A 21,006-nucleotide genomic window follows, 5' to 3' on the forward strand; every position below is an offset into this window, starting at 1 on the left:
TACGAGGACGCCCCTCCGGCACAGGAGGGGCGTCCTGAAGTGATCAACTGTCAGGGTGCGGGGACCCGTTGGGGCTCGACCTCCGGGGCCGGGCCGGTGGCGGCCGCGGGTCGCGACAGCTTGCCCGGCCACCACACCTTCCGTCCAAGGGCCACGCTCGCGCTCGTCACCAGGTACGTCCGCACCAGGAACGTGTCGAGCAGCACGCCGACCGCGATCACGAAGCCGAGCTCTACCAGCTGCACCAGCGGCATGTTGGTGAGTACCGCGAACGTCGCGGCGAGCACGAGCCCCGCCGAGGCGATGACGCCGCCCGTCGTGCGCAGCGCGGTGAGCGCGGCGGCCCCCGGTTCGGCTCCGGCGAGGGATTCCTCCCGCATGCGGTGCATCAGGAAGATGCCGTAGTCGACGCCCAGGGCGACGAGGAAGACGAAGGACAGCAGCCCGAGCCCCGGGTCGGTGCCCTCGAAGCCCAGGAGCGGCTCGAAGACCAGGCCCGCGATGCCCAGCGACGCGCCCCACACCGCGACCACCGCCGCGAGGAGCAGCAAAGGCGCGACGAGGGAGCGCAGGAGCGCCACCAGGATCAGCAGGACGGCCGCGAGCACCAGGGGCACGATGACGAGCCGGTCGCGGGAGTTGGTGTCCTTGAGGTCGAGCTGCTGGGCGCTCGGCCCGCCCACGTACGAGCCGTCCAGGTCGGCCCGCAGCGCCTTGATCGTCGCGGTCTCGCCCGCCGACTCGGGCGGGGCCTTCGCGGTCACGGAGATCTCCGTCCAGCCCTCCGCGGTGCGTCCCTTCTCGGCGCTGTCCACGCCCTTCATGCCCTTGATGTCGGCGAGGGCGGCGGTGACGCGGTCCTCGGGCGTCAGCACGGTGATGGGCCGGGTGCCGCGTTCGGGGTAGGCCTTGGCGAGGGTCTCCATCGCGGTGACGGAGTCGGGCGTCTTGGTGAAGGAGTCCTCCTGTTTCAGCGCGCCCGGCAGGTTCAGCACCCCCAGGGCGAGCACGCCGAGCAGCACGGCGCCGGCCGCGAGCACGGTGCGGGGCCTGCGGCCCGCCGAACTGCCCATCAGGGAGAAGAGACTGCGGCGCTGTTTGGGCTCGCTGCCGAAGGCGGGCACGAGCGGCCAGAACACGCGTCGTCCGAGGAGGACCAGGATCGCGGGCAGCAGCGTCAGCATCGCGGCGAGCGCGCACAGCACGCCGACCGTGCCGAGCGGTCCCATGCCGCGGCTGCTGTTGAGGTCGGCGGCGAGCAGGCAGAGCAGCCCGGCGGCGACCGTCCCCGACGAGGCGAGCACGGCGGGACCGCATCCCTTCAGGGCGGCGACCATCGCGTCGTAGGGCCGCTCGATCCTGCGCAGCTCCTCGCGGTAGCGGGAGACGATGAGCAGCGCGTAGTCGGTGCCCGCCCCGAAGACGAGGATCGTCATCACACCGCTGCTCTGGCCGCTGATGGATGTCCCGAAGCCTTCGTGCAGTCCGTACGCGACGCCCATCGCGAGGTAGTCCGCGACGCCCGCCACGGCGAGCGGCACGAGCCACAGGAACGGGCTGCGGTAGATGAGGATGAGGAGCAGCGCGACGACTCCGGCGGTGGTGTAGAGCAGCGGTCCGCCGAGGGAGTCGTAGACCTTGCCCGCGTCGGTGTCGAGTGCGCCCGGCCCGCCCACGTCGACGCTCAACCCGCCTTTGCCGTCGGCGACTTCGCGTATGTCGTCGACGAGGGCGTCCCTGGCCTCCTCGTCCTGGCCGGGCTCGGTGCTCGCCACGGGGTACATCAGCGTGGTGCCGTCCTTGGACGGTACGGCGCGGGGGTCGGACGTCAGCTCGTGGGCCCGGCCGATCTCGGCGACCTGGGCGGCCGCCGTCTCGCGGTCGGCGGCGGTCAGGCCGCCGTCGCGGTGGTAGACGAGCACCAGCTCGGTGGACTTGCCGCCGGGCAACTGGTCCTGGATCTTGGCCACTTCGGTGGAGTCGGCGCTCGCGGGCAGATAGTCGACGACGCGGTCCTGCTGGGCGTCGGAGAGCTTCGACGCGAAGGGCCCGGCGAGCGCGAGCACGGCTATCCACAGTCCGAGGAACACCCAGGGCACGGCTCGTCGCCGTCGTGCGGTGGTCTGTTCGGCCCGCATGACGGGCCTCCTTCCGGCAGGTCGGCAAGTTCGGTGCCAACCCTTCCGGAGGGGCCCGCGCGTTCCGTCGGGCGCGAGGGCGAGTTGGGGAGTACGGCGGTGGGAGACATCCGCTTCGCAGTACTCCCTGGGGAGTAGCGCCCCTACACCCCTGAGGTGACCCCCGAGGTCGCCCCTGAGATCAGAAGTGCGTCGTCCGCGCCGCCACCATCAGCCGCGTCACCTCGTCCGCGCCGATGGTCAGCGCGCCGCCCGCCGTGGCGAGCACTTCGCGCTCGGCGGGGGTGTACGGGCCGTCGGCGAGGGCGATCCGCGCGCCCTGGAGCAGCAGCGCCTCGCGTCCGGCCGGGGCCAGGTGCGGGGCCAACGGGCCGAGCGCCTCGTGGAGTTCTATGGCCAGACCGGGCCCGCAGTCCGGGACGGTCGCGCGGCCGGTGTCCGCGGCGAGCGCGTCGACGAGGGCGACGAGCTGTTCCTCGCGGCAGTCGTCGAAGCCCGCTCCGCGCAGCGCGCCGACGGCCGCGTCGAGCGTCGTGCGCGAGGAGGTGCCGCCCGCGGCGAGGATGGCGAGGACGACGGTGTGCACGGCGTCGCGCACCATGGCCGAGAGGCGCGTGGTGGTGGGATGGCCGAGAACGTCCGTGCCGAAGTGGTCGCCGCAGGCGGCGCACTCGACGATGGGACCCGCCGCGCCGCGGGGCAGGACCGGCACACCGAGCAGGACGAAGCGGCGCCGGCCCGTGCGGCGCTGGTAGTTGCGGTCGCCGCCGCAGCCGGGGCAGAAGAACTCGCCGTCCCCGACGGTGGTCCAGGCCGTGTGCACGCCGACCACGCGCCTGCGCAGGACCCGCCCGCGGGAAACGGGCGTGGCGAAAATGCGGGATTCCCGGCCGTTTCGTCCCCGATCTGGCAGCACCGCACACCTCCGTAACGCCCCGGCAACATTGCCGCGTTGGGCGTGATGTTAGCCACATTGTTGATGTGGCGTCAGCACCCTGGGCGAGAGATGGCCGGTAGACGATCGCCGGACAGGCTCATTTTCGGCCTGTCCGGCGGCCGGAAGGTGTCAGCGTGCGGCGCGGTTCACCGCGGAGACCGCGGCCTTCAGCGACGCACGCGTCGTGTTGGCGTCGATGCCGATGCCCCACAGGACCTTGTCACCGATGGCGCATTCGATGTACGAGGCGGCCTGCGCGGAGGCGCCCTCGCTCATCGTGTGCTCCTGGTAGTCCAGGAGGCGTACGTCGATGCCGATGCCCTGCAGCGCGTGGAAGAAGGCCGAGATCGGACCGTTGCCGGTGCCGGTCAGGACGGTGTCGGAGCCGTCGACCGTCGCCTCGACGGTGAGGGTGTCCGTGCCGTCCTTGTCCGTGGTGGTCTGGCCGTTCTTGACCTGGATGCGGCCCCACGGGTTGGCGGGGTTGGGCAGGTACTCGTCCTGGAAGATGCTCCAGATCGCGTCCGGCGTGACCTCGCCGCCCTCGCTGTCCGTCTTCGTCTGGATGATCTTGGAGAACTCGACCTGCATGCGGCGCGGCAGGTCCAGGCTGTGGTCGTTCTGCAGGACGTAGGCGATGCCGCCCTTGCCGGACTGCGAGTTGACGCGGATGACGGCCTCGTACGAACGGCCGACGTCCTTGGGGTCGATGGGCAGGTACGGGACGGCCCACTCGATCTCGTCGACCGTCTTGCCCTGCTTCTCGGCGCGGATACCCATCGCCTCGAAGCCCTTCTTGATGGCGTCCTGGTGGGAGCCGGAGAAGGCGGTGTAGACGAGGTCACCTGCGTACGGGTGGCGCGGGTGGACCTCCATCTGGTTGCAGTACTCGGCGGTGCGGCGGATCTCGTCGATGTCGGAGAAGTCGATCTGCGGGTCGACGCCCTGCGAGAACAGGTTCATGCCCAGCGTGACCAGGTCGACGTTGCCGGTGCGCTCGCCCTGCCCGAACAGGCAGCCCTCGATGCGGTCGGCGCCGGCCATGATGGCCAGTTCGGCGGCGGCGACGGCGGTGCCGCGGTCGTTGTGCGGGTGGACGGACAGGCAGACGTGCTCGCGGCGGGTCAGGTTGCGGGACATCCACTCAAAGCGGTCCGCGTGCGTGGAGGGCGTCGAACGCTCCACCGTGGCGGGCAGGTTCAGGATGATCTCGCGGCCCTCTTCGGGCTGCCACACGTCACAGACGGCCTCGCAGACCTCCAGGGCGAAGTCCAGCTCGGTGTCGGTGAAGATCTCGGGGCTGTACTGGTAGCCGAAGACGGTCTCGGGGCCCAGCAGCTTCTCCGCGTACTCCATGACCAGGCGCGTGCCGTCGACGGCGATCTGCTTGACCGCGTCCTTCGAGCCACGGAAGACGACCTCGCGCCAGACGGGCGCGGTCGCGTTGTAGAGGTGGACGGTGGCGCGCTTGGCGCCGACCAGCGACTCGACGGTGCGGGAGATCAGCTCTTCGCGGGCCTGCGTCAGCACGGAGATGGTGACGTCGTCCGGGATCGCGCCGTCCTCGATGATCGACCGCACGAAGTCGAAGTCGGTCTGGCCCGACGAGGGGAAGCCGACCTCGATCTCCTTGTAGCCCATGCGGACCAGCAGGTCGAACATCTCGCGCTTGCGCGCGGGCGACATGGGGTCGATCAGCGCTTGGTTGCCGTCACGCAGGTCCGTGGAGAGCCAGCGGGGAGCGACCGTGATCCGGTTGTCGGGCCACGTGCGGTCGGGGATGTCGACCTGGTCGTACTGCCCGTACTTGTGGATCGGCATGGAAGTGGCGCGCTGCAGATTGGGCTTGATCGCCATGATGCGGGGGCTCCTCGGGAGTGTCCTTAAGGACGGCCGACGGTCGCTTCGCGAGCAACACCGAACTCCGCGGGGAGGGGGTCGGCCTCGACTACAGGCCCTCGCCGCGGCAGCTAAGGAGAAGCAGCCCGTAACGCATGATGCTCCGCAGCCTAGCCGAGCCGCGCTGTGTGCGCGGGTGCGTATCAGTATGCGGGATCGCCATCAGGTAACGGGTAAGAGGTGATCAATACCTCTATTTCACTAATCATGGTTGCAGGTAGTGACAGCGGCATGACCCAGTGCCACATTGCACGCCATGACCGCCAACCCAGGCTTCGAGCCTGTCTTCTGCACCATCATCCCTCCTCACGTGCTCGACACTCTTGCCCGGAGTGACGACGCCACTCTCGCCGGTCCCGCTCGCCGCACCCTTGAGCGCGACTCGATCGAGCGCACCCACCGCCGTCTGACCACGGTCATCGGCGCCCCGGCCGTCTCGCTGCCCAAGGAAGCGGCGGAGAGCAAACCGCACCGCACGATCCACGACGCGAAGCACAAGACCGAGCTGCCGGGCCGCAAGGTCCGCGGCGAGGGCGACAAGCCCGGCAAGGACGCGACCGTCAACCGCGCGTACGCGGGCCTCGGCGCGACCTTCGAGCTGTTCCTGAAGTCGTACCAGCGAAACTCCATCGACGGCAGCGGCCTGCCGCTGAACGCGACCGTGCACTACGGCGAGGACTACGGGAACGCCTTCTGGAACGGCGAGCAGATGGTGTTCGGCGACGGTGACGGCGAGATCTTCCTCGACTTCACCATCCCCGTGGACGTCATCGGCCACGAGCTGACGCACGGCGTCGTCCAGTACACGGCCAACCTCACGTACTTCGGCCAGCCGGGCGCGCTCAACGAGTCCTTCGCGGACGTCTTCGGCTCGCTGATCAAGCAGTACACGCTCGGCCAGACCGCCTCCGAGGCCGACTGGCTGATCGGCGCCGGGCTGCTCGCCCCGCGCGTCACGGGCACGGCGCTGCGCTCCATGAAGGCCCCGGGCACGGCGTACGACGACGATGTGCTCGGCAAGGACCCGCAGCCCGCCGACATGGACCACTACGTCCGCACCGGCCGCGACAACGGCGGCGTGCACATCAACTCCGGCATCCCCAACCACGCCTTCTACCTGCTGGCCGAGGCGCTCGGCGGCAACGCGTGGGAGCGGGCCGGACAGATCTGGTACGCCGTCCTGACCGGCGGCGAGCTGGCCCAGGACGCGTCCTTCGCGGACTTCGCGAAGCTGACCGTGGCCGCGGCGCGCGACAAGTACGGCGAGGGCGAGGAGCACGGCGCCGTGGTGAAGGCGTGGTCCCAGGTCGGGGTTCCTACCAACTGACCGTCCCATGGAGTAGACAGGTTCCATGCGTATCCAGGTGAAGCGCACGGGAGGATTCGCGGGCATCGAGCGGCACGCCGAGGTCGAGACCTCGGGACTGCCCGATGCCCACGAGTGGCAGGCCCTGGCCGAGGAGGCCGTGGCAGAGGGCCGGAACACGCCACCAATAGGGGTGCCGGACGGCTTCAGCTACCAGCTCACCGTGGACGGACACACGGTGTACTGCTCGGATCCCCGCCTGACCGATCCACAGCGCAAGCTGATCACGCGCGTCCTCAAGGAGGGCTCGTAGATAAGGGGAACTCGCAAGACGTGAGAAGTGTTCACGTTTTCTGAGGTACGCCCATTGACTTCCGTACGCGGCCGTACGGAAGATCGCGGCCATGGCAGCGACCCATGCGGACCATGCGCGCGAACCACTCCCTCAGTTCCCCCGCGACTTCGTGTGGGGGGTGTCCACTTCGGCTCACCAGATCGAGGGCGCCGTCGACGAACGCGGCCCCTCGGTCTGGGACGCGTTCACGGCGATACCTGGCCGGGTCAAGGACGGCACGACGGCCGCCGTCGCCTGCGACCACTACCACCGCTACCGCGAAGACGTCGCGCTCATCCGAGAGTTGGGCGCGGACGCCTACCGCTTCTCGGTGTCGTGGCCGCGCGTACTGCCGGGCGGGACGGGCGAGGTGAGCGTCGCGGGCCTGGACTTCTACGACCGCCTTGTCGACGAGCTGTGCGCGGCGGGCGTCAGCCCCGTCCCCACGCTCTTCCACTGGGACACCCCGCTCACGCTCGCCGACGAGGGCGGCTGGCTGCGGCGGGACACGGCCGAGCGGTTCGCCGAGTACGCGGCCGTGGTGGCAGCGCGCGTCGGCGACCGCGCCAAGAAGTGGATCACCCTGAACGAACCCGCCGAACACACCCTCCTCGGGCACGCGCTCGGCCAGCACGCGCCCGGACAGCAGCTCATGTTCGACGCGTTGCCGGTGGCGCACCACCAACTCCTCGCCCACGGTCTCGCCGTACGGGCGCTGCGCGCGGCAGGCGTCACGGACATCGGCATCGCCAACTCACACGGCCCCACCTGGCCGGCGTCACCCTCGGCCGAGGACACGGAGGCGGCGGACTTCTACGACGTGCTCCTCAACCGCCTGTTCGCGGACCCGCTCATCCTGGGCCGATACCCGGACGGCGTCGGGGAGTTGATGCCGGGCGACTGCGACATCGAAGCCGACCTGAAGGTGATCGCGGAGCCGATCGACTGGTACGGGATCAACTTCTACCAGCCGACGAAGGTGGGCGCCCCGCTCCCGGCCACGGCCACGACGTCCACGGAGTTCGCCGGCGTCACGCTCCCGCCCGAACTCCCCTTCTCACCACGGCAGATCGAGGGCCGCCCGGTGACGGACTTCGGCTGGCCGGTGGTCCCGGAGTCGCTGACCGAACTGCTCACCGGCTTCCGCGACCGGTACGGCGACCGCCTCCCCCCGCTGGTGATCACCGAGAACGGCTGCTCGTACGAGGGCATCGACGACCAACGCCGGATCGATTACCTCGACGGCCATCTGCGGGCGCTGCACCGGGCGTTGGAGGAGGGAGTGGACGTACGCGGCTACTTCGTCTGGTCCCTGATGGACAACTTCGAGTGGGCGGAGGGCTACCGGCAGCGCTTCGGTCTCGTCCACGTCGACCACGCGACCCTTGAGCGCACCCCGAAGGCGTCGTACGCATGGCTGCGCGAGGCGCTGCGGGCCCAACGGCCATGACGGCCGACGCGCTGCGGGAGCCGGTCGACCGGGTCGGCCGTAGCTGGACCGCATCCCTGTCGCTCGCCAACGGCGCGATCTGGGTGGGCTGGTACGGCCCGCTGCAGATCCTGCTCGCCGTGCAGGCGGAGGATCTCGCCCCGGCCGGTACCTCCAAGGAGACGGTCCTGGCGTGGGTCGCGGGCGTGGGCGCCGTGGTGTCCCTCGCCTCGAACCCGCTGTTCGGCGCTCTCTCGGACCGGACGGCGTCCCGCTGGGGCAGGCGTACGCCGTGGATCGTGGCGGGCACGGCGGGCGGCGCGGCGGCGCTCCTGCTGCTCTCGGCCGCCGGGTCCGTGTGGTGGATGGCGGCGGGCTGGTGCCTGGTCCAGCTCACCCTGAACGCCGCGTTCGCCGCGGTCACGGCGGCCGTGCCGGACAGGGTGCCGCGGCTCCAGCGGGGCGCGGTGGGCGGCTGGCTGGGGGCGGCGCAGATCCTGGGCGTGGTCGTGGGGACGGGCCTCGCGACGGCTGCCGGGGGTGTGGGCGCGGGGTACGCGGCGTGCGCGGTGTTCACGCTGGTGGGCGTGCTGCCGTACGTCCTGCGCCACCGGGACCCACGCCTCGCGCCGCGAGACAGGCCGCCGTTCGCGTGGCGGTCGTTCGCCCGCGCTTTCTGGCTGAGCCCGCGCCGCTACCCGGACCTGGGGTGGGCCTGGCTGACCCGCTTCCTGATCAACCTCAGCAACGCCCTGGTCCTGCTCTATCTCCTCTACTACCTGCGGGACCGCCTGCACTACTCCGACCCGGACGAAGGCGTACTGATCCTCACGGCGGTGAACGGCGTGACGCTGCTCGCGACGGTGGTCGTGGGCGGCGTCTGGTCGGACCGCGTGGGCCGCCGCAAGCCGTTCGTGCTCTGGTCCGGCGTCCTGATGGCGGTGGCGACGGCCCTGCTGTCCGGCTGGCAGACCTGGCCGGGCGCGATCGTCGCGGCGGCGGTGCTCGGGGTGGGCTTCGGCGTCTTCACGTCGGTGGACTTCGCCCTGATGACGGACGTCCTGCCGAAGGCCATGGACCGCGGCAAGGACATGGGCGTCATCAACATCGCCAACTCCCTGCCTCAGGTGGCGGCCCCCGCCCTCGCGGCCCCGCTCGTGACACACCTGGGCGGCTACCGGGTGCTGTACCTGGTGGCGGCCGCGATCGGCCTTGCGGGGGCGCTGCTCGTGACGCGGATCAGGGGCGTGGAGTAAGCAGGGGTGGGGCTGACCTCAGAAGCCAAGCTTGCGCAACTGCTTGGGGTCGCGCTGCCAGTCCTTGGCCACCTTCACGTGCAGGTCCAAGAAGACCGGCGTACCCAGCAGGGCCTCGATCTGCTGGCGGGACTTGATCCCGACCTCCTTGAGGCGCTTGCCCTTCGGGCCGATGATGATGCCCTTCTGGCTGGGGCGCTCGATGTAGACGTTCGCGTGGATGTCGAGCATCGGCTTGTCCGCGGGGCGGTCCTGGCGCGGCAGCATCTCCTCCACCACGACGGCGATGGAGTGCGGCAGCTCGTCCCGCACGCCTTCGAGCGCGGCCTCGCGGATCAGCTCGGCGACCATGACCTGCTCGGGCTCGTCCGTGAGGTCGCCCTCGGGGTAGAGCGGCGGGCTCTTGGGGAGCATCGGGACGATCAGGTCGGCGAGCAGCTGGACCTGCTTGTCGCCGACCGCCGAGACCGGCACGATCTGCGCCCACTCGAAGCCGAGCTCCTTGCCGAGCTGGTCGATGGCGATGAGCTGCTCGGCGAGGGTCTTGCTGTCGACGAGGTCGGTCTTCGTCACGACCGCGATCTTCGGCGTCTTCTTGATGCCGGCCAGTTCCTTGGCGATGAACCGGTCACCGGGGCCGAGCTTCTCGTTCGCGGGCAGACAGAAGCCGATGACGTCGACCTCGGCCCACGTGGTCCGCACGACGTCGTTGAGCCGCTCGCCGAGCAGCGTGCGCGGCTTGTGGAGCCCGGGGGTGTCCACCAGGATCAGCTGGGCGTCGGGCCGGTGCACGATGCCGCGGACCGTGTGCCGCGTGGTCTGCGGCTGGTTCGCGGTGATCGCCACCTTCTGGCCGACCAGAGCATTCGTAAGGGTGGACTTGCCCGCGTTGGGGCGGCCGACGAAGCAGGCGAAGCCGGCGCGATGGGTGGCCTCGGACGGCTCGGATGACTCGGTACGAACGCTCATGGCGCCCATTCTCCCTGATCGCCGGAGGCCCGCAGCACCCCGAGGCGCCCTCGGGCCGCCGATCGGGCACCTTCGGGCCGTCCGTGAGCCTCCGGAAACCCTCGCGCAACACGAAACACGGCGGAAACGCCCGGGTGCCCGTTCCGAAACGCGGGGCGGTGACGCTCTCCCTCTGCCCCCACCCGGAGGAGAGATTCCCCGTGCAGTCCGTGCAGTCCGCGCACTCCCTCACCACCCTGGCCGCGGCCAAGGGTCCCGACACCGGCGACACCGCCTGGCTGCTCGCGGCCACAGCCCTGGTCCTCCTGATGACACCGGGCCTCGCGCTGTTCTACGGCGGCATGGTCCGCACGAAGAGCGTCCTCAACATGCTCCTGATGTCCTTCGTCTCGATCGCCCTGGTCACGGTGGTGTGGCTGCTCGCCGGCTACTCGCTCGCGTTCGGCGAGGACGCGTTCGGGGGCCTGATCGGAGGCCTCGACCACCTCGGCATGGCGGGCATCGGCCCGAGCACGCTCACGGGCACGGTCCCCACCCTCCTCTTCACCACCTTCCAGCTCACTTTCGCGATCCTCACCACCGCCCTGATCAGCGGTGCGATCGCGGACCGCACGAAGTTCGCGGCGTGGCTGGTCTTCGTGCCGCTCTGGGCGCTGCTCGTATACGTTCCCGTGGCGCACTGGGTGTGGGGTCCGGACGGCTGGATCTCCTCGTCCCTCGGCGCCCTTGACTTCGCGGGCGGCCTGGTCGTCGAGATCGCCTCCGGCGCGTCCGGTCTCGCGCTGGTCCTGGTCATCGGCCCGCGCATCGGCTTCAAGAAGGACGCGATGCGTCCGCACAACCTGCCGATGGTGCTGATGGGCGCGGGCCTGCTCTGGTTCGGCTGGCTCGGCTTCAACGGCGGCTCGGCGCTCGGCGCGAACGGCCTCGCGGCGGCTTCCCTCCTGAACACCCTCCTGGCCGGGTGCACGGGCCTGCTCGGCTGGCTCTTCGTGGAGCAGCGACGCGACGGCCACCCCACGACCTTCGGCGCGGCGTCGGGCGCGGTGGCCGGCCTGGTCGCCATCACGCCCGCGTGCGGGGTCGTCGGGGTGCTCGGCGCCGCGGTGGTCGGTCTCGCGGCCGGGGTGGTCTGCTCGTACGCCGTGGCGTGGAAGTTCCGCTTCGACTACGACGACTCGCTCGACGTGGTGGGCGTCCACCTGGTCGGCGGCGTGGTCGGCACGCTCCTGATCGGCCTGTTCGCGACGGCCACGATGACGGAGGGCGCCGAGGGCCTCTTCTACGGGGGCGGGCTCGGCCAGTTGGGCAAGCAGACGGTGGCGGTGCTCGCGGTGGCGGCGTACACGTTCTCGGTGACGTACGGCATCGGCAAGGCGATCGACAAGCTCATGGGCTTCAGGGCGTCGGCGGAGGACGAACAGACGGGCCTCGACCAGACGCACCACGCGGAGACGGCCTACGATCACGGCGTCCTGGTCAGCCCGATGAGGGGGAGCACCGTCCGATGAAGCTCGTTACCGCGGTCATCAAGCCGTTCCGCCTGGACGAGGTGAAGACCGCGCTCCAGGAACTGGGCGTCCAGGGCCTCACCGTCACGGAGGCGAGCGGGTACGGGCGCCAGCGGGGGCACACGGAGGTGTACCGGGGCGCGGAGTACCAGGTGGACCTGGTCCCGAAGGTGCGTATCGAGGTCGTGGTCGACGACGCGGACCTCGACCCAGTGATCGACGGAATCGTCCGCGCGGCGTCCACGGGCAAGATCGGTGACGGGAAGGTGTGGGCGGTACCGGTGGAAACGGTGGTCCGGGTCCGCACGGGGGAACGGGGCCCGGACGCGGTGTAACCCCCCCTGGGGCTCCGCCCCAGACCCCGCTCCTCAAACGCCGGAGGGGCTGTTTCCCGCCCACCCACCCGATTACCCCGGAGCTGGCCCTTTCCAGCCCGTCCGGCGTTTGAGGACGAACTCGGCGGAGCCGGTGATTGACGGCAACCAAGGCCCCCGCGCCAGAGCGGGTTTTCGGGAAGGGGCGGGGTCGGGGAACGAATCAGTTCGCCTGGGCCCGCACCCGGACCTCCCCATCAGCCCCCGCCAGGAACACCGGCGTACCGGCCCCGCCAAGGTCCCGCACAGCGGAGAGATCCTCGGGGGACAGCGCCTCGGAGGAGGAGACAACCGCCGCCGCCTCAAGGGACTCCGCCCCGGAGGCGACAGCCATCGCAACGGCGGTACGCAAGGCGGAAAGTGACAGCGAGGGAAGAGAAACGGTCCCGGCGACATACGTCCGCCCCGTCTCGTCCCGCACAGCGGCCCCCTCGGCCACCCCATTCCGCGCCCGCGCCGAACGAGCCAACGTAACGATCTTCCGGTCCTCAGCGTCAAGCACGACAGGCGACGCAGCACTCTCGGTCATGATCCGAGCATACGGAGGACAACGGAGGACGAAGAACAGGGGCTCACCCGGCCACCGGGTACATCGACCCCCGCCGCCCCTCCGGCGAAGCCAGCCACTCCAGCTTCGCCGCGGTCTCCGCCTCCGGCAACGGCGTGTGCAGCACGATCGTCAGGTCGGGCCGAGCCGGCACCCGCAGGGCCGTCGACTCGACGTGCAACGCCCCCACCAGCGGATGCGTGAGCTCCTTGTGCACCTGCCCCGCGGGCCGCACGTCCCGCCGCTCCCACAGCTCGGTGAACTCCTCGCCCGCCGTCTCCCGCAGCTCGGCGAGGACCGCCTGGAACCCCTCGTCGTGCGGGGTCTCCGAGCACGAGGCACGGAACTGCGCGACGACGGTCTCCGCGTTCGTCCGCCAACTCACGCTCCGGGAGCGGTAGATGGGATCGGTGAAGAAGTCCACGATGCAGTTCTGGGTGATCTCGGGACGCATCCCGAAGACCATCCCGGCGGCGTCGTTGTAGAGGACGCAGTTGTAGTAGCGGTCCATGATGTGTGCCGGGTACGGCATCCACGTGTCGATGAGCCGCTGCAACCCCGCACACATGTCCCGGTCGGCCTGTTCGACCTCGGGCGCGGGCGGATTCAGCCCGGCCAGCACATAGAGATGCCGCCGCTCGGTGCTCGACAGCTTCAGGACGCGTCCCACGGAGTCCAGGACCTGCGGCGACACCGAGATGTCGCGGCCCTGCTCCAGCCACTGGTACCAGGACGCGCCGACCCCGGCGAGCACGGCGACCTCCTCGCGGCGAAGCCCCGGCGTACGCCGCCGCGCGCCGCCGTCCGGGAGGCCGGCCTCCGCGGGGCTGACCCGGGCGCGGCGGCTCATCAGGAACTCGCGCAGCTCGCCGAGCCGCCGTGCCTTGGCCTCGTCCTGGGGCCGCACTGCGGCCGCCTCACTCGTCCCTGCCATCCGCGGCTCCCCCTTGCCTGGTGTTGCGACCACCAGCATAAGTTCCCGCTCCCCACGGGTATTCCGGACGCCCGAAGCTCATTGCCATGGCGATCGACACCACCACTCCCCCGTCCACGAAGGCCACGGCCCCCGCGCCGCGGCCCCGGTCCAAGACCGGCGCACCCAAGCTCTCCTCCCGCGACAGACTCGTCCTCTTCGTGCTCTGCGCCGCCCAGTTCATGGTCGCGCTCGACTTCTCCGTGCTGAACGTGGCGCTGCCCGTGCTCGGCGCCGACCTGGGCATGAGCCAGTCCGCGCTGCAGTGGGCGGTGACCGCGTTCGCCCTCCCCTCCGGCGGCTTCCTGCTCCTCTTCGGCCGCACCGGCGACCTGTTCGGCCGCCGCAAGCTGTTCGTCGGCGGCCTCGCGCTCTTCGGCCTCGCCTCGCTCCTTGCCACCTTCGCCTGGGACCCGGCGTCCTTCCTCGCCGGGCGCGCGCTGCAGGGCGTGGGCGCGGCGGCCATCGTGCCGACCGGCATGTCCCTGCTGACGACGACCTTCCCCGAGGGTCCGCAGCGGGACCGGGCGCTCGGGATATCCGGCACGCTGCTCTCGCTCGGCTTCACGATCGGCATGGTCCTCGGCGGCGTACTCACCGACACGCTCGGCTGGCGCTCCACGATGGGCCTGCTGACCCTCTTCGTGCTGATCGTGCTGCCGCTGGCACCGGGCCTGCTGCCCGAGTCCCGCACCCCGGACCGCCCCCGCCTCGACATCCCGGGCGCGGTCACCGTCACCGGCGGCCTGCTCGCCCTGATCTACGCGCTCTCCACGGCCGCCGAGCGCGGCTTCGGCGGTGCGGACGTCATCGTCACGCTGACCGCCGGTGTGCTGCTCCTCGCGGCCTTCGGTTACGTCGAGTCGCGCGCCGAGTCCCCGCTCGTCTCCCTCCCCATGCTGCGGCGGCGGACGGTGGCGTGGGGCAACCTGGGCGGGCTCGTCACCTTCTCGATGATGTCGGCGGTCATCTTCGCCCTCACCCTGTATCTGCAGGAGGTGTTGGAGCTCTCCGCCTTCCGGACAGGTCTGGTCTTCGGCGTGCAGGGTGTGCTCTCGGTGGTCGCCGGGATCTACGCGCCCAAGGTCATCAGCCGCTTCGGGGCCCGGCGTGTCCTCGTCGTCTCGCTGCTCGGCCAGGGCCTGTTCATCGCGACGCTGCTCGGCATGGACGAGGGCACCTGGTCGGTGTGGCTCGCCACGGCGGGCGTCTCGGTGGCGAGCATGTTCCACCTGGGCGCGATCATCTCGTACGGCGTGACCGTCACCTCGGGTGTCCCGGACGAGGAGCAGGGCCTGGCCACGGGCCTGGTGACGTCCACCCAGCAGGTGGGCATCACGATCGGCATCCCGCTCCTGGGTGTCCTCGCCACCACGAGCACGGATCTCCTGGCGGGAACGCGCACGGTGCTCCTGATCGACGCGGCGGTCCTGCTGGTGACGGCGGCCCTGGTGGCGACGGGCCTGCGGGTCCGGCGTAACGCCTAGGGGCGGTCGAGACGCAGTCGCACAGCCTTCGGGAGCCCGGCCACCACCAGGTCGTACGAGTCCTCGACGAGCTCCCGGACCTGCTGGTCCGGGAGCTTCGCGTCCACCGTCACGGTGTTCCAGTGCCGCTTGTTCATGTGCCACCCCGGCACGATCTCCGGGTGGGCTTCCCGCAGCTGGACCGCCATGTCGGGCTCGCACTTCAGGTTCACGGTCAGCGGCTCGGCGTCCAGGAAACTCAGCGCGAACATCTTGCCCGCGACCTTGAACACCGAGATCTCGGGGCTGAACGGGAACTCCTCCACCGCGTCGTTGAACGACAGGCAGAACGTGCGCAGCTCCTGCGGTGTCACCCCGAGGTCTCCTTCTCCGCGCCCGCGGGCGCGAGCGGCTCCACGAGCACCGTCACGATCTTGTTCCGCCGCCCGGCCGCGGATTCCGCGGTGAGCCGCAGCTCACGGCCGTCCGGCAACGGCACGAGTGCGGACGCGTCGGCGATCGGCACCCGGCCGAGCGCCTTGGCGAGCAGACCGCCGACCGTCTCGACGTCCTCGTCGTCGAACTCGTCGAGCCCGAAGAGCTCGCCGAGGTCGCCGATGTCGAGGCGCGCGGTGACGCGGTAGCAGCCGTCGTCGAGTTCCTCGACCGGCGGCAGCTCACGGTCGTACTCGTCGGTGATCTCGCCGACGATCTCCTCGAGGATGTCCTCGATGGTGACGATGCCGGCCGTGCCGCCGTACTCGTCGATGACGACGGCGACGTGATTGCGCTCCTGCTGCATCTCCCGAAGCAGGTCGCCCGCGTTCTTCGTGTCGGGCACGAACGTCGCCGGGCGCATGGCCGTCGACACCAGGTCCGACTCGCTGTCGCGGTTGATGTGCGTCTTGCGGGCCAGGTCCTTGAGATAGACCATGCCGACGACGTCGTCCTCGCTCTCCCCGGTCACGGGGATACGCGAGAAACCGGACCGCAGCGCGAGGGTGAGCGCCTGGCGGATGGTCTTGAAGCGCTCGATGGCGACCAAGTCCGTCCGGGGCACCATGACTTCGCGTACGAGGGTGTCGCCGAGCTCGAAGACGGAGTGCACCATGCGGCGCTCGTCGTCCTCGATGAGGGATTCCTTCTCGGCGAGGTCGACCATCGCGCGCAGCTCGGCCTCGGAGGCGAACGGGCCGCGCCGGAAGCCCTTGCCGGGCGTGAGGGCGTTGCCGATGAGGATCAGGAGCGGCGGGATCGGGCCCATGATGCGGGCCAGCGGCAGCAGGACGTACGCGGCGGCGGTCGCGGTGTTGAGCGGGTGCTGGCGGCCGATGGTGCGCGGCGAGACCCCCACGGCCACGTACGAGACGAGGACCATCACCGCGATGGCGATGGCGAGCGCCTCCCAGGTCTCGGGGAATTCGTTCAGGCAGGCGTACGTCACCAGGGACGCCGCCGCCATCTCGCACGCCACGCGCACGAGCAGCGCCACGTTCAGGTAGCGGGTGGGGTCGGCGGCGACCTGGGCGAGCTTGCCGCTGCCGCGCCGCCCGGAGCGGACCGCCTCCTCCGCACGGAAGCTGGAGGTGCGGGCGATGCCCGCCTCGGCACAGGCCGCGAGCCAGGCGACGACGACCAGGGCGACGGCGCCCGCGATCAGCTGAAAACTCATGGGCCTACGAGACCGTGGGCGCCGGAGAGGGGCCCGTCAGGCCGTTCTCCCCGCGCCAGCCGTCGACGATGGCCGCCTGAAGGCCGAACATCTCGGCCTTCTCGTCCGGCTCCTCGTGGTCGTACCCCAGCAGGTGCAGCACCCCGTGGACGGTGAGCAGCTGCAGCTCCTCGTCCATGGAGTGCTCCGTCGGCGCTTCCTTGCCCTGCTTGGTGGCGACCTCGGGGCAGAGCACGATGTCGCCGAGGAGGCCCTGCGGGGGCTCCTCCTCGTCCTTGGCCGGCGGGCGCAGTTCGTCCATGGGGAAGGACATGACGTCCGTCGGGCCCGGCAGGTCCATCCACTGGATGTGGAGCTGCTCCATGGCGTCCTCGTCCACGACGATCACCGAGAGCTCGGAGAGCGGGTGGATGCGCATCCGCGCGAGGGCGTAGCGGGCGATGTCGAGGATCGCCTGCTCGTCGACCTCGGTCCCGGATTCGTTGTTGACGTCGATCGACATGGTGCGGCTTCCGCTACTTCCCGTGTTTCTTGTTCTGCTGACTCTGCTGGCTGTCGTCGTACTTCTCGTACGCGTCGACGATACGGCCGACGAGCTTGTGCCGTACGACGTCGTGGGACGTGAGCCGCGAGAAGTGCACGTCGTCGATGCCCTCCAGGATGTCCTGGACCTGGCGCAGACCCGACTTCGTGCCGTTCGGCAGGTCGACCTGCGTGACGTCGCCCGTGATCACGATCTTCGACTCGAAGCCGAGGCGGGTGAGGAACATCTTCATCTGCTCGACGCTGGTGTTCTGCGCCTCGTCGAGAATGATGAACGCGTCATTCAAGGTGCGGCCACGCATATACGCCAGCGGCGCGACCTCGATCGTTCCCGCCGCCATCAGGCGCGGGATCGAGTCCGGGTCGAGCATGTCGTGCAGCGCGTCGTACAGCGGGCGCAGGTACGGGTCGATCTTCTCGTAGAGCGTGCCCGGCAGGAAGCCGAGGCGCTCACCGGCCTCGACGGCGGGGCGGGTCAGGATGATGCGGTTGACCTGCTTGGCCTGCAGGGCCTGCACGGCCTTGGCCATGGCGAGGTAGGTCTTGCCGGTGCCCGCGGGGCCGATGCCGAAGACGATGGTGTTCTTGTCGATGGCGTCGACGTAACGCTTCTGGTTGAGCGTCTTGGGGCGGATCGTGCGGCCTCGGGACGAGAGGATGTTCTGCGTGAGGACCTCGGCCGGGGTCTCCTGGCCGTCGCCCTCTCCTGCCTCGTCCGCCCTGAGCATGGCGATCGAGCGTTCCACTGCGTCCTCCGTCATCGGCTGACCGGTGCGGAGCACCAGCATCATCTCGTCGAAAAGGCGCTGGATGAGGGTGACTTCATGGGCCTCACCGACAGCGCTGATCTCGTTGCCCCGGACATGGATGTCGGCCGCCGGGAAGGCCTTCTCGATCACGCGCAACAGGGCGTCTCCGGAACCGAGCACCGTCACCATCGGGTGGTTGGCCGGGACGGTGAAGTGTGCTCGCGACTGGCCCTGGGCAGGGGTACGAGCTGTGGGTGTCTGAGTCATGGGCCGGCACTTAGGCCTGCTCATCCTCCTCATGCGGGGCTTGGTGGCCGCTCGACAGCCTTGCACTGCCAAGAGTACGACGCACCACTGTCACCGCCGTAGGGCTTTTCCACTCCGGTCACGCACGACTGTGCGATTTTCGGGCTGGAGCTACGCCGACCGGAACCCGATCGTGGGCACCGCGCGCCGCAGCGGCCACGGGCGTGTGGCCTCCGGAAGCAGGCCCTCCAGGAAGCCGTACCTGCGCAGCGCCACGGGGTCCTGGTCGTCGACCTCGCGCACGGTCCGCCACCACGTGGCGACCTCCGCCCAGCCCGGCGCCGAGAGGGAGCCGCCGAACTCCTGCACGGAGAGCGCCGCCGTGAGCCCCGCGAAGGCGAGCCGGTCCGCGAGGGGCCATCCGGCGAGGGTGCCCGTCACGAAGCCCGCCACGAAGACATCACCGGCCCCGGTGGGATCGAGCGCCTCGACCGCGATGGCCGGAACCTCGGCCGTCTCGCCGGTCCGCCCGTCCACCGCGTACGCCCCTTCGGCACCCAGCGTCACCACGGCGAGCGGCACGTGTTCGGTCAGCGCACGCGCGGCGGCCCGAGGGCACTGCGTACGGGTGTAGCGCATGGCCTCCTCCGCGTTCGGCAGGAACGCCTCGCAGTGCGCCAGGTCCGGTAGCCCCGCCAGGTCCCAGCGCCCCGTGTCGTCCCACCCGACGTCGGCGAAGATCCGCGTACCCGTGCGCGCGGCCTCGGCGATCCACGGCGCGCGCGTGCCGGGCGTCAGAGAGGCGACGGCGGCACGCGCGCGTGGCGGGCAGGCCGGGGCGCCGCCGTCCGGGGATGCGGCGTCGGGCGGCGGCTCGTGGCCGTGGCTGACCATGGTCCGCTCACCCTCGTAGGCCATGGAGACGGTCACCGGCGAGTGCCAGCCGGGCACGGTGCGTGAGGTCGCGAGGTCGATGCCCTCGCCCTGTTCGAGCGCGTCCCAGCAGTACTCGCCGTAGTGGTCGTCCCCGAATGCCGCGGCGAGGGAGGTGCGCAGGCCGAGCCGGGCGAGGGCGGTCGCCATGTTGGCGACGCCGCCGGGGCTCGACCCCATGCCGCGGGCCCAGGACTCGGTGCCGCGTACGGGCGCGGAGTCGAGCCCGGTGAAGATGATGTCGAGGAAGACCGTGCCGGTGAGGAAGACGTCGCAGGGCGGATCGCCTGCTCTGCGGGCTCCCTTGAGCGGGTCGATGCTGGGTTTGAGAGGTACGACCATGCAGGCAACGTAACGGATTCAGGCCACCGGGGGCCGAACGCCGGACGGGCCGAGGGTACGGTCCGCCCGGCGTGCCGGGGTCGGCCGCTACCCGCCGAGCTCCGCCTCGACGAGGTCGGCGGCCCGAGCGGTGCCGCCCTCGGCCCGCACCTCCGCCTTCAGACGGGCGGCCCGGAGCGCGACGTCGGGGTCGGACGTCAGCTCAAGGAGAGCCGAACGCAACGCGTCGGCGGTCGCGTCGGCGGTGTCGATGCGCCGCGCGACCCCCAGCTCCACGAGCCGGTCCGCGTTGAGCGGCTGCTCCGCGCCCTGGGGCACGGCGATCATCGGTACGCCGTTGAACAGCCCTTCACTGCTGCTGCCCATACCCGCGTGGGTGACGAACGCGTCGGCCTGCTCCAGGATCGCCAACTGCGGTACCCACGAGCTCACTTCCACGTTCGCCGGCACTTCCCCGAGCTCCGCGGGATCCACGTGCTTGCCGATCTGCAGCACCACGTGCCATCCCGGCAGGCCGCCGAACGCGCCGACGCAGTTCCGGTAGAACTCGGGCTGCTGGGTGTAGGAGGAGCCGAGGGACACGAGCAGTACCTTCTCGGCGCCCTCGGGCCGCTGCCAGCCGCCCTGTGCCGCCCGGTCGCCGAAGCAGGGCCCGACGAAGTCGACCCGCTTGGGGTCGACCCGGTCGGCGGACAGCTGCATGGCCCGGGGGATCATCGCGACGGCACGCTCGGGCGTGCCCGAGAACGTGGCGACGTCCAGGGTCGTGGCGCCGCTGGTGGCGAGCCACCGCCCGAAGCGCTCCTCCAGGTCGAGGGCTCCGGGCAGCTGCCGGATCTGCGCCCCGACCTCCTCCTGGTACCCCTCCCAGGCCACGAAGGTGGGCGACAGCTGCAGGAACGGCCGCTGCTGCCCTTCGGCGAGGGCGCGGGCGACGTACGCGCCGATGTCGTACAGATACAGATCGGCCGGGTCGTCGTCGTAGAACGCGCGCAACTGCGGGAGCAGCGCCATCGCGTCGTCGAGGAAGAGACCGCTCGCGGCGATCGGGTCCTCGGGCCAGACGTTGTCCTTGAACGGCAGTACCGACGTGCACGGGACGAGTTCGGCGCCGGTGGGCTCGATCAGCCCGCGGTTCGCCGGGTCGTTGGCGTACGTCACCCGGTGGCCGCGCGCCACCAGTTCACGGATGATCTCCAGGCTGGGCAGCACATGGCTGACCATCGGGGTGCCGACCATGGCGATATGGGCGCGGTGACGGGAGGTTCGACGATGCATGGGTGAGTTCCTTCGTGTGATGCCACTGCTACGGATGAAGGCGTGCCGGACCGGCGCCGCAACCGCTGTTCAGCGGGGCGCTCGGACCGGCGAGGCCGTGTCAG

19 protein-coding genes are annotated in these 21,006 nt (G+C 70.4%); 7 read left to right on the top strand and 12 right to left on the bottom strand.

Annotated features, from left to right (window positions below; genetic code table 11):
• Positions 1–50 precede the first annotated feature (50 nt).
• The 3 genes from ACZ5U5_RS08765 to leuA form a co-directional block, all read right to left on the bottom strand.
• Entirely contained in the window at positions 51–2,138 is a 2,088-nt protein-coding gene (locus ACZ5U5_RS08765) for an MMPL family transporter (protein ID WP_469018202.1), read from the bottom strand.
• 181 nt (positions 2,139–2,319) lie between these two features.
• Positions 2,320–3,054 carry a tellurite resistance TerB family protein gene (locus ACZ5U5_RS08770; protein ID WP_469018205.1) on the bottom strand — a complete coding sequence of 245 codons (735 nt, stop codon included), beginning with the start codon at positions 3,052–3,054 and terminating at the stop codon, positions 2,320–2,322.
• A 150-nt stretch (positions 3,055–3,204) separates the two neighbouring features.
• Positions 3,205–4,932 (bottom strand): 2-isopropylmalate synthase, encoded by a 1,728-nt coding sequence (gene leuA / locus ACZ5U5_RS08775; RefSeq protein WP_469018207.1) that lies wholly within the window; start codon positions 4,930–4,932, stop codon positions 3,205–3,207.
• Positions 4,933–5,230: 298 nt separating this feature from the next.
• On the opposite strand from leuA, the gene ACZ5U5_RS08780 reads away from it, so the two are divergent.
• The 4 genes from ACZ5U5_RS08780 to ACZ5U5_RS08795 all read left to right on the top strand — a co-directional run bounded on the left by ACZ5U5_RS08780 (position 5,231) and on the right by ACZ5U5_RS08795 (position 9,299).
• Positions 5,231–6,301, top strand: a complete 1,071-nt coding sequence (locus ACZ5U5_RS08780) for a M4 family metallopeptidase (protein ID WP_469018210.1) — start codon at positions 5,231–5,233, stop codon at positions 6,299–6,301.
• A gap of 25 nt (positions 6,302–6,326) precedes the next feature.
• Entirely contained in the window at positions 6,327–6,593 is a 267-nt protein-coding gene (locus ACZ5U5_RS08785; RefSeq protein ID WP_469018212.1) for a protealysin inhibitor emfourin, read from the top strand.
• Positions 6,594–6,684: 91 nt separating this feature from the next.
• Positions 6,685–8,064, top strand: a complete 1,380-nt coding sequence (locus ACZ5U5_RS08790; protein WP_469018215.1) for a GH1 family beta-glucosidase — start codon at positions 6,685–6,687, stop codon at positions 8,062–8,064.
• Positions 8,028–9,299: an MFS transporter gene (locus ACZ5U5_RS08795; RefSeq protein WP_469018217.1), complete on the top strand. Its 1,272-nt coding sequence runs from the start codon at positions 8,028–8,030 to the stop codon at positions 9,297–9,299. Before ACZ5U5_RS08790 ends, ACZ5U5_RS08795 begins: the two co-directional genes overlap by 37 nt.
• An 18-nt stretch (positions 9,300–9,317) precedes the next feature.
• Here ACZ5U5_RS08795 and era read toward each other — a convergent pair whose 3' ends face one another.
• Entirely contained in the window at positions 9,318–10,277 is a 960-nt protein-coding gene (gene era, locus ACZ5U5_RS08800; RefSeq protein ID WP_363208624.1) for a GTPase Era, read from the bottom strand.
• A gap of 191 nt (positions 10,278–10,468) precedes the next feature.
• On the opposite strand from era, the gene ACZ5U5_RS08805 reads away from it, so the two are divergent.
• Positions 10,469–11,779, top strand: a complete 1,311-nt coding sequence (locus ACZ5U5_RS08805; protein WP_469018221.1) for an ammonium transporter — start codon at positions 10,469–10,471, stop codon at positions 11,777–11,779.
• Positions 11,776–12,114, top strand: a complete 339-nt coding sequence (locus tag ACZ5U5_RS08810; RefSeq protein WP_469018224.1) for a P-II family nitrogen regulator — start codon at positions 11,776–11,778, stop codon at positions 12,112–12,114. The genes ACZ5U5_RS08805 and ACZ5U5_RS08810 overlap by 4 nt, the downstream gene beginning before the upstream one ends.
• Before the next feature lie 202 nt (positions 12,115–12,316).
• Here the strand turns inward: ACZ5U5_RS08810 and ACZ5U5_RS08815 are convergent, their stop codons facing one another.
• Positions 12,317–12,682: a cytidine deaminase gene (locus ACZ5U5_RS08815; protein ID WP_469018227.1), complete on the bottom strand. Its 366-nt coding sequence runs from the start codon at positions 12,680–12,682 to the stop codon at positions 12,317–12,319.
• A gap of 43 nt (positions 12,683–12,725) precedes the next feature.
• A complete protein-coding gene (locus ACZ5U5_RS08820; RefSeq protein ID WP_469018230.1) occupies positions 12,726–13,634 on the bottom strand; it encodes a helix-turn-helix transcriptional regulator in 909 nt (302 codons plus the stop codon).
• 86 nt (positions 13,635–13,720) lie between these two features.
• Between ACZ5U5_RS08820 and ACZ5U5_RS08825 the strand changes: the two genes are divergently transcribed.
• Positions 13,721–15,160, top strand: coding sequence for an MFS transporter (locus tag ACZ5U5_RS08825; RefSeq protein WP_469018232.1), 1,440 nt, complete (start codon positions 13,721–13,723; stop codon positions 15,158–15,160).
• On the opposite strand, the gene ACZ5U5_RS08830 is transcribed toward ACZ5U5_RS08825, so the two are convergent.
• From ACZ5U5_RS08830 to ACZ5U5_RS08855, 6 genes are all read right to left on the bottom strand, one after another.
• Entirely contained in the window at positions 15,157–15,513 is a 357-nt protein-coding gene (locus tag ACZ5U5_RS08830; RefSeq protein WP_469018235.1) for an MmcQ/YjbR family DNA-binding protein, read from the bottom strand. The two genes, ACZ5U5_RS08825 and ACZ5U5_RS08830, sit on opposite strands and share 4 nt — an antisense overlap.
• Positions 15,510–16,811, bottom strand: coding sequence for a hemolysin family protein (locus ACZ5U5_RS08835; protein ID WP_469018237.1), 1,302 nt, complete (start codon positions 16,809–16,811; stop codon positions 15,510–15,512). The genes ACZ5U5_RS08830 and ACZ5U5_RS08835 overlap by 4 nt, the downstream gene beginning before the upstream one ends.
• A gap of 4 nt (positions 16,812–16,815) precedes the next feature.
• Positions 16,816–17,313 carry an rRNA maturation RNase YbeY gene (ybeY, locus tag ACZ5U5_RS08840; RefSeq protein WP_365817103.1) on the bottom strand — a complete coding sequence of 166 codons (498 nt, stop codon included), beginning with the start codon at positions 17,311–17,313 and terminating at the stop codon, positions 16,816–16,818.
• Between the two features lie 13 nt (positions 17,314–17,326).
• A complete protein-coding gene (locus ACZ5U5_RS08845) occupies positions 17,327–18,370 on the bottom strand; it encodes a PhoH family protein (protein WP_469018241.1) in 1,044 nt (347 codons plus the stop codon).
• A gap of 150 nt (positions 18,371–18,520) precedes the next feature.
• Positions 18,521–19,624, bottom strand: coding sequence for a carbohydrate kinase family protein (locus ACZ5U5_RS08850; RefSeq protein WP_469018244.1), 1,104 nt, complete (start codon positions 19,622–19,624; stop codon positions 18,521–18,523).
• 87 nt (positions 19,625–19,711) lie between these two features.
• Positions 19,712–20,902, bottom strand: a complete 1,191-nt coding sequence (locus tag ACZ5U5_RS08855; RefSeq protein WP_469018247.1) for a macrolide family glycosyltransferase — start codon at positions 20,900–20,902, stop codon at positions 19,712–19,714.
• Positions 20,903–21,006: the final 104 nt, after the last annotated feature.

It is taken from the genome of Streptomyces sp. NPDC033177 (genome assembly GCF_055577715.1).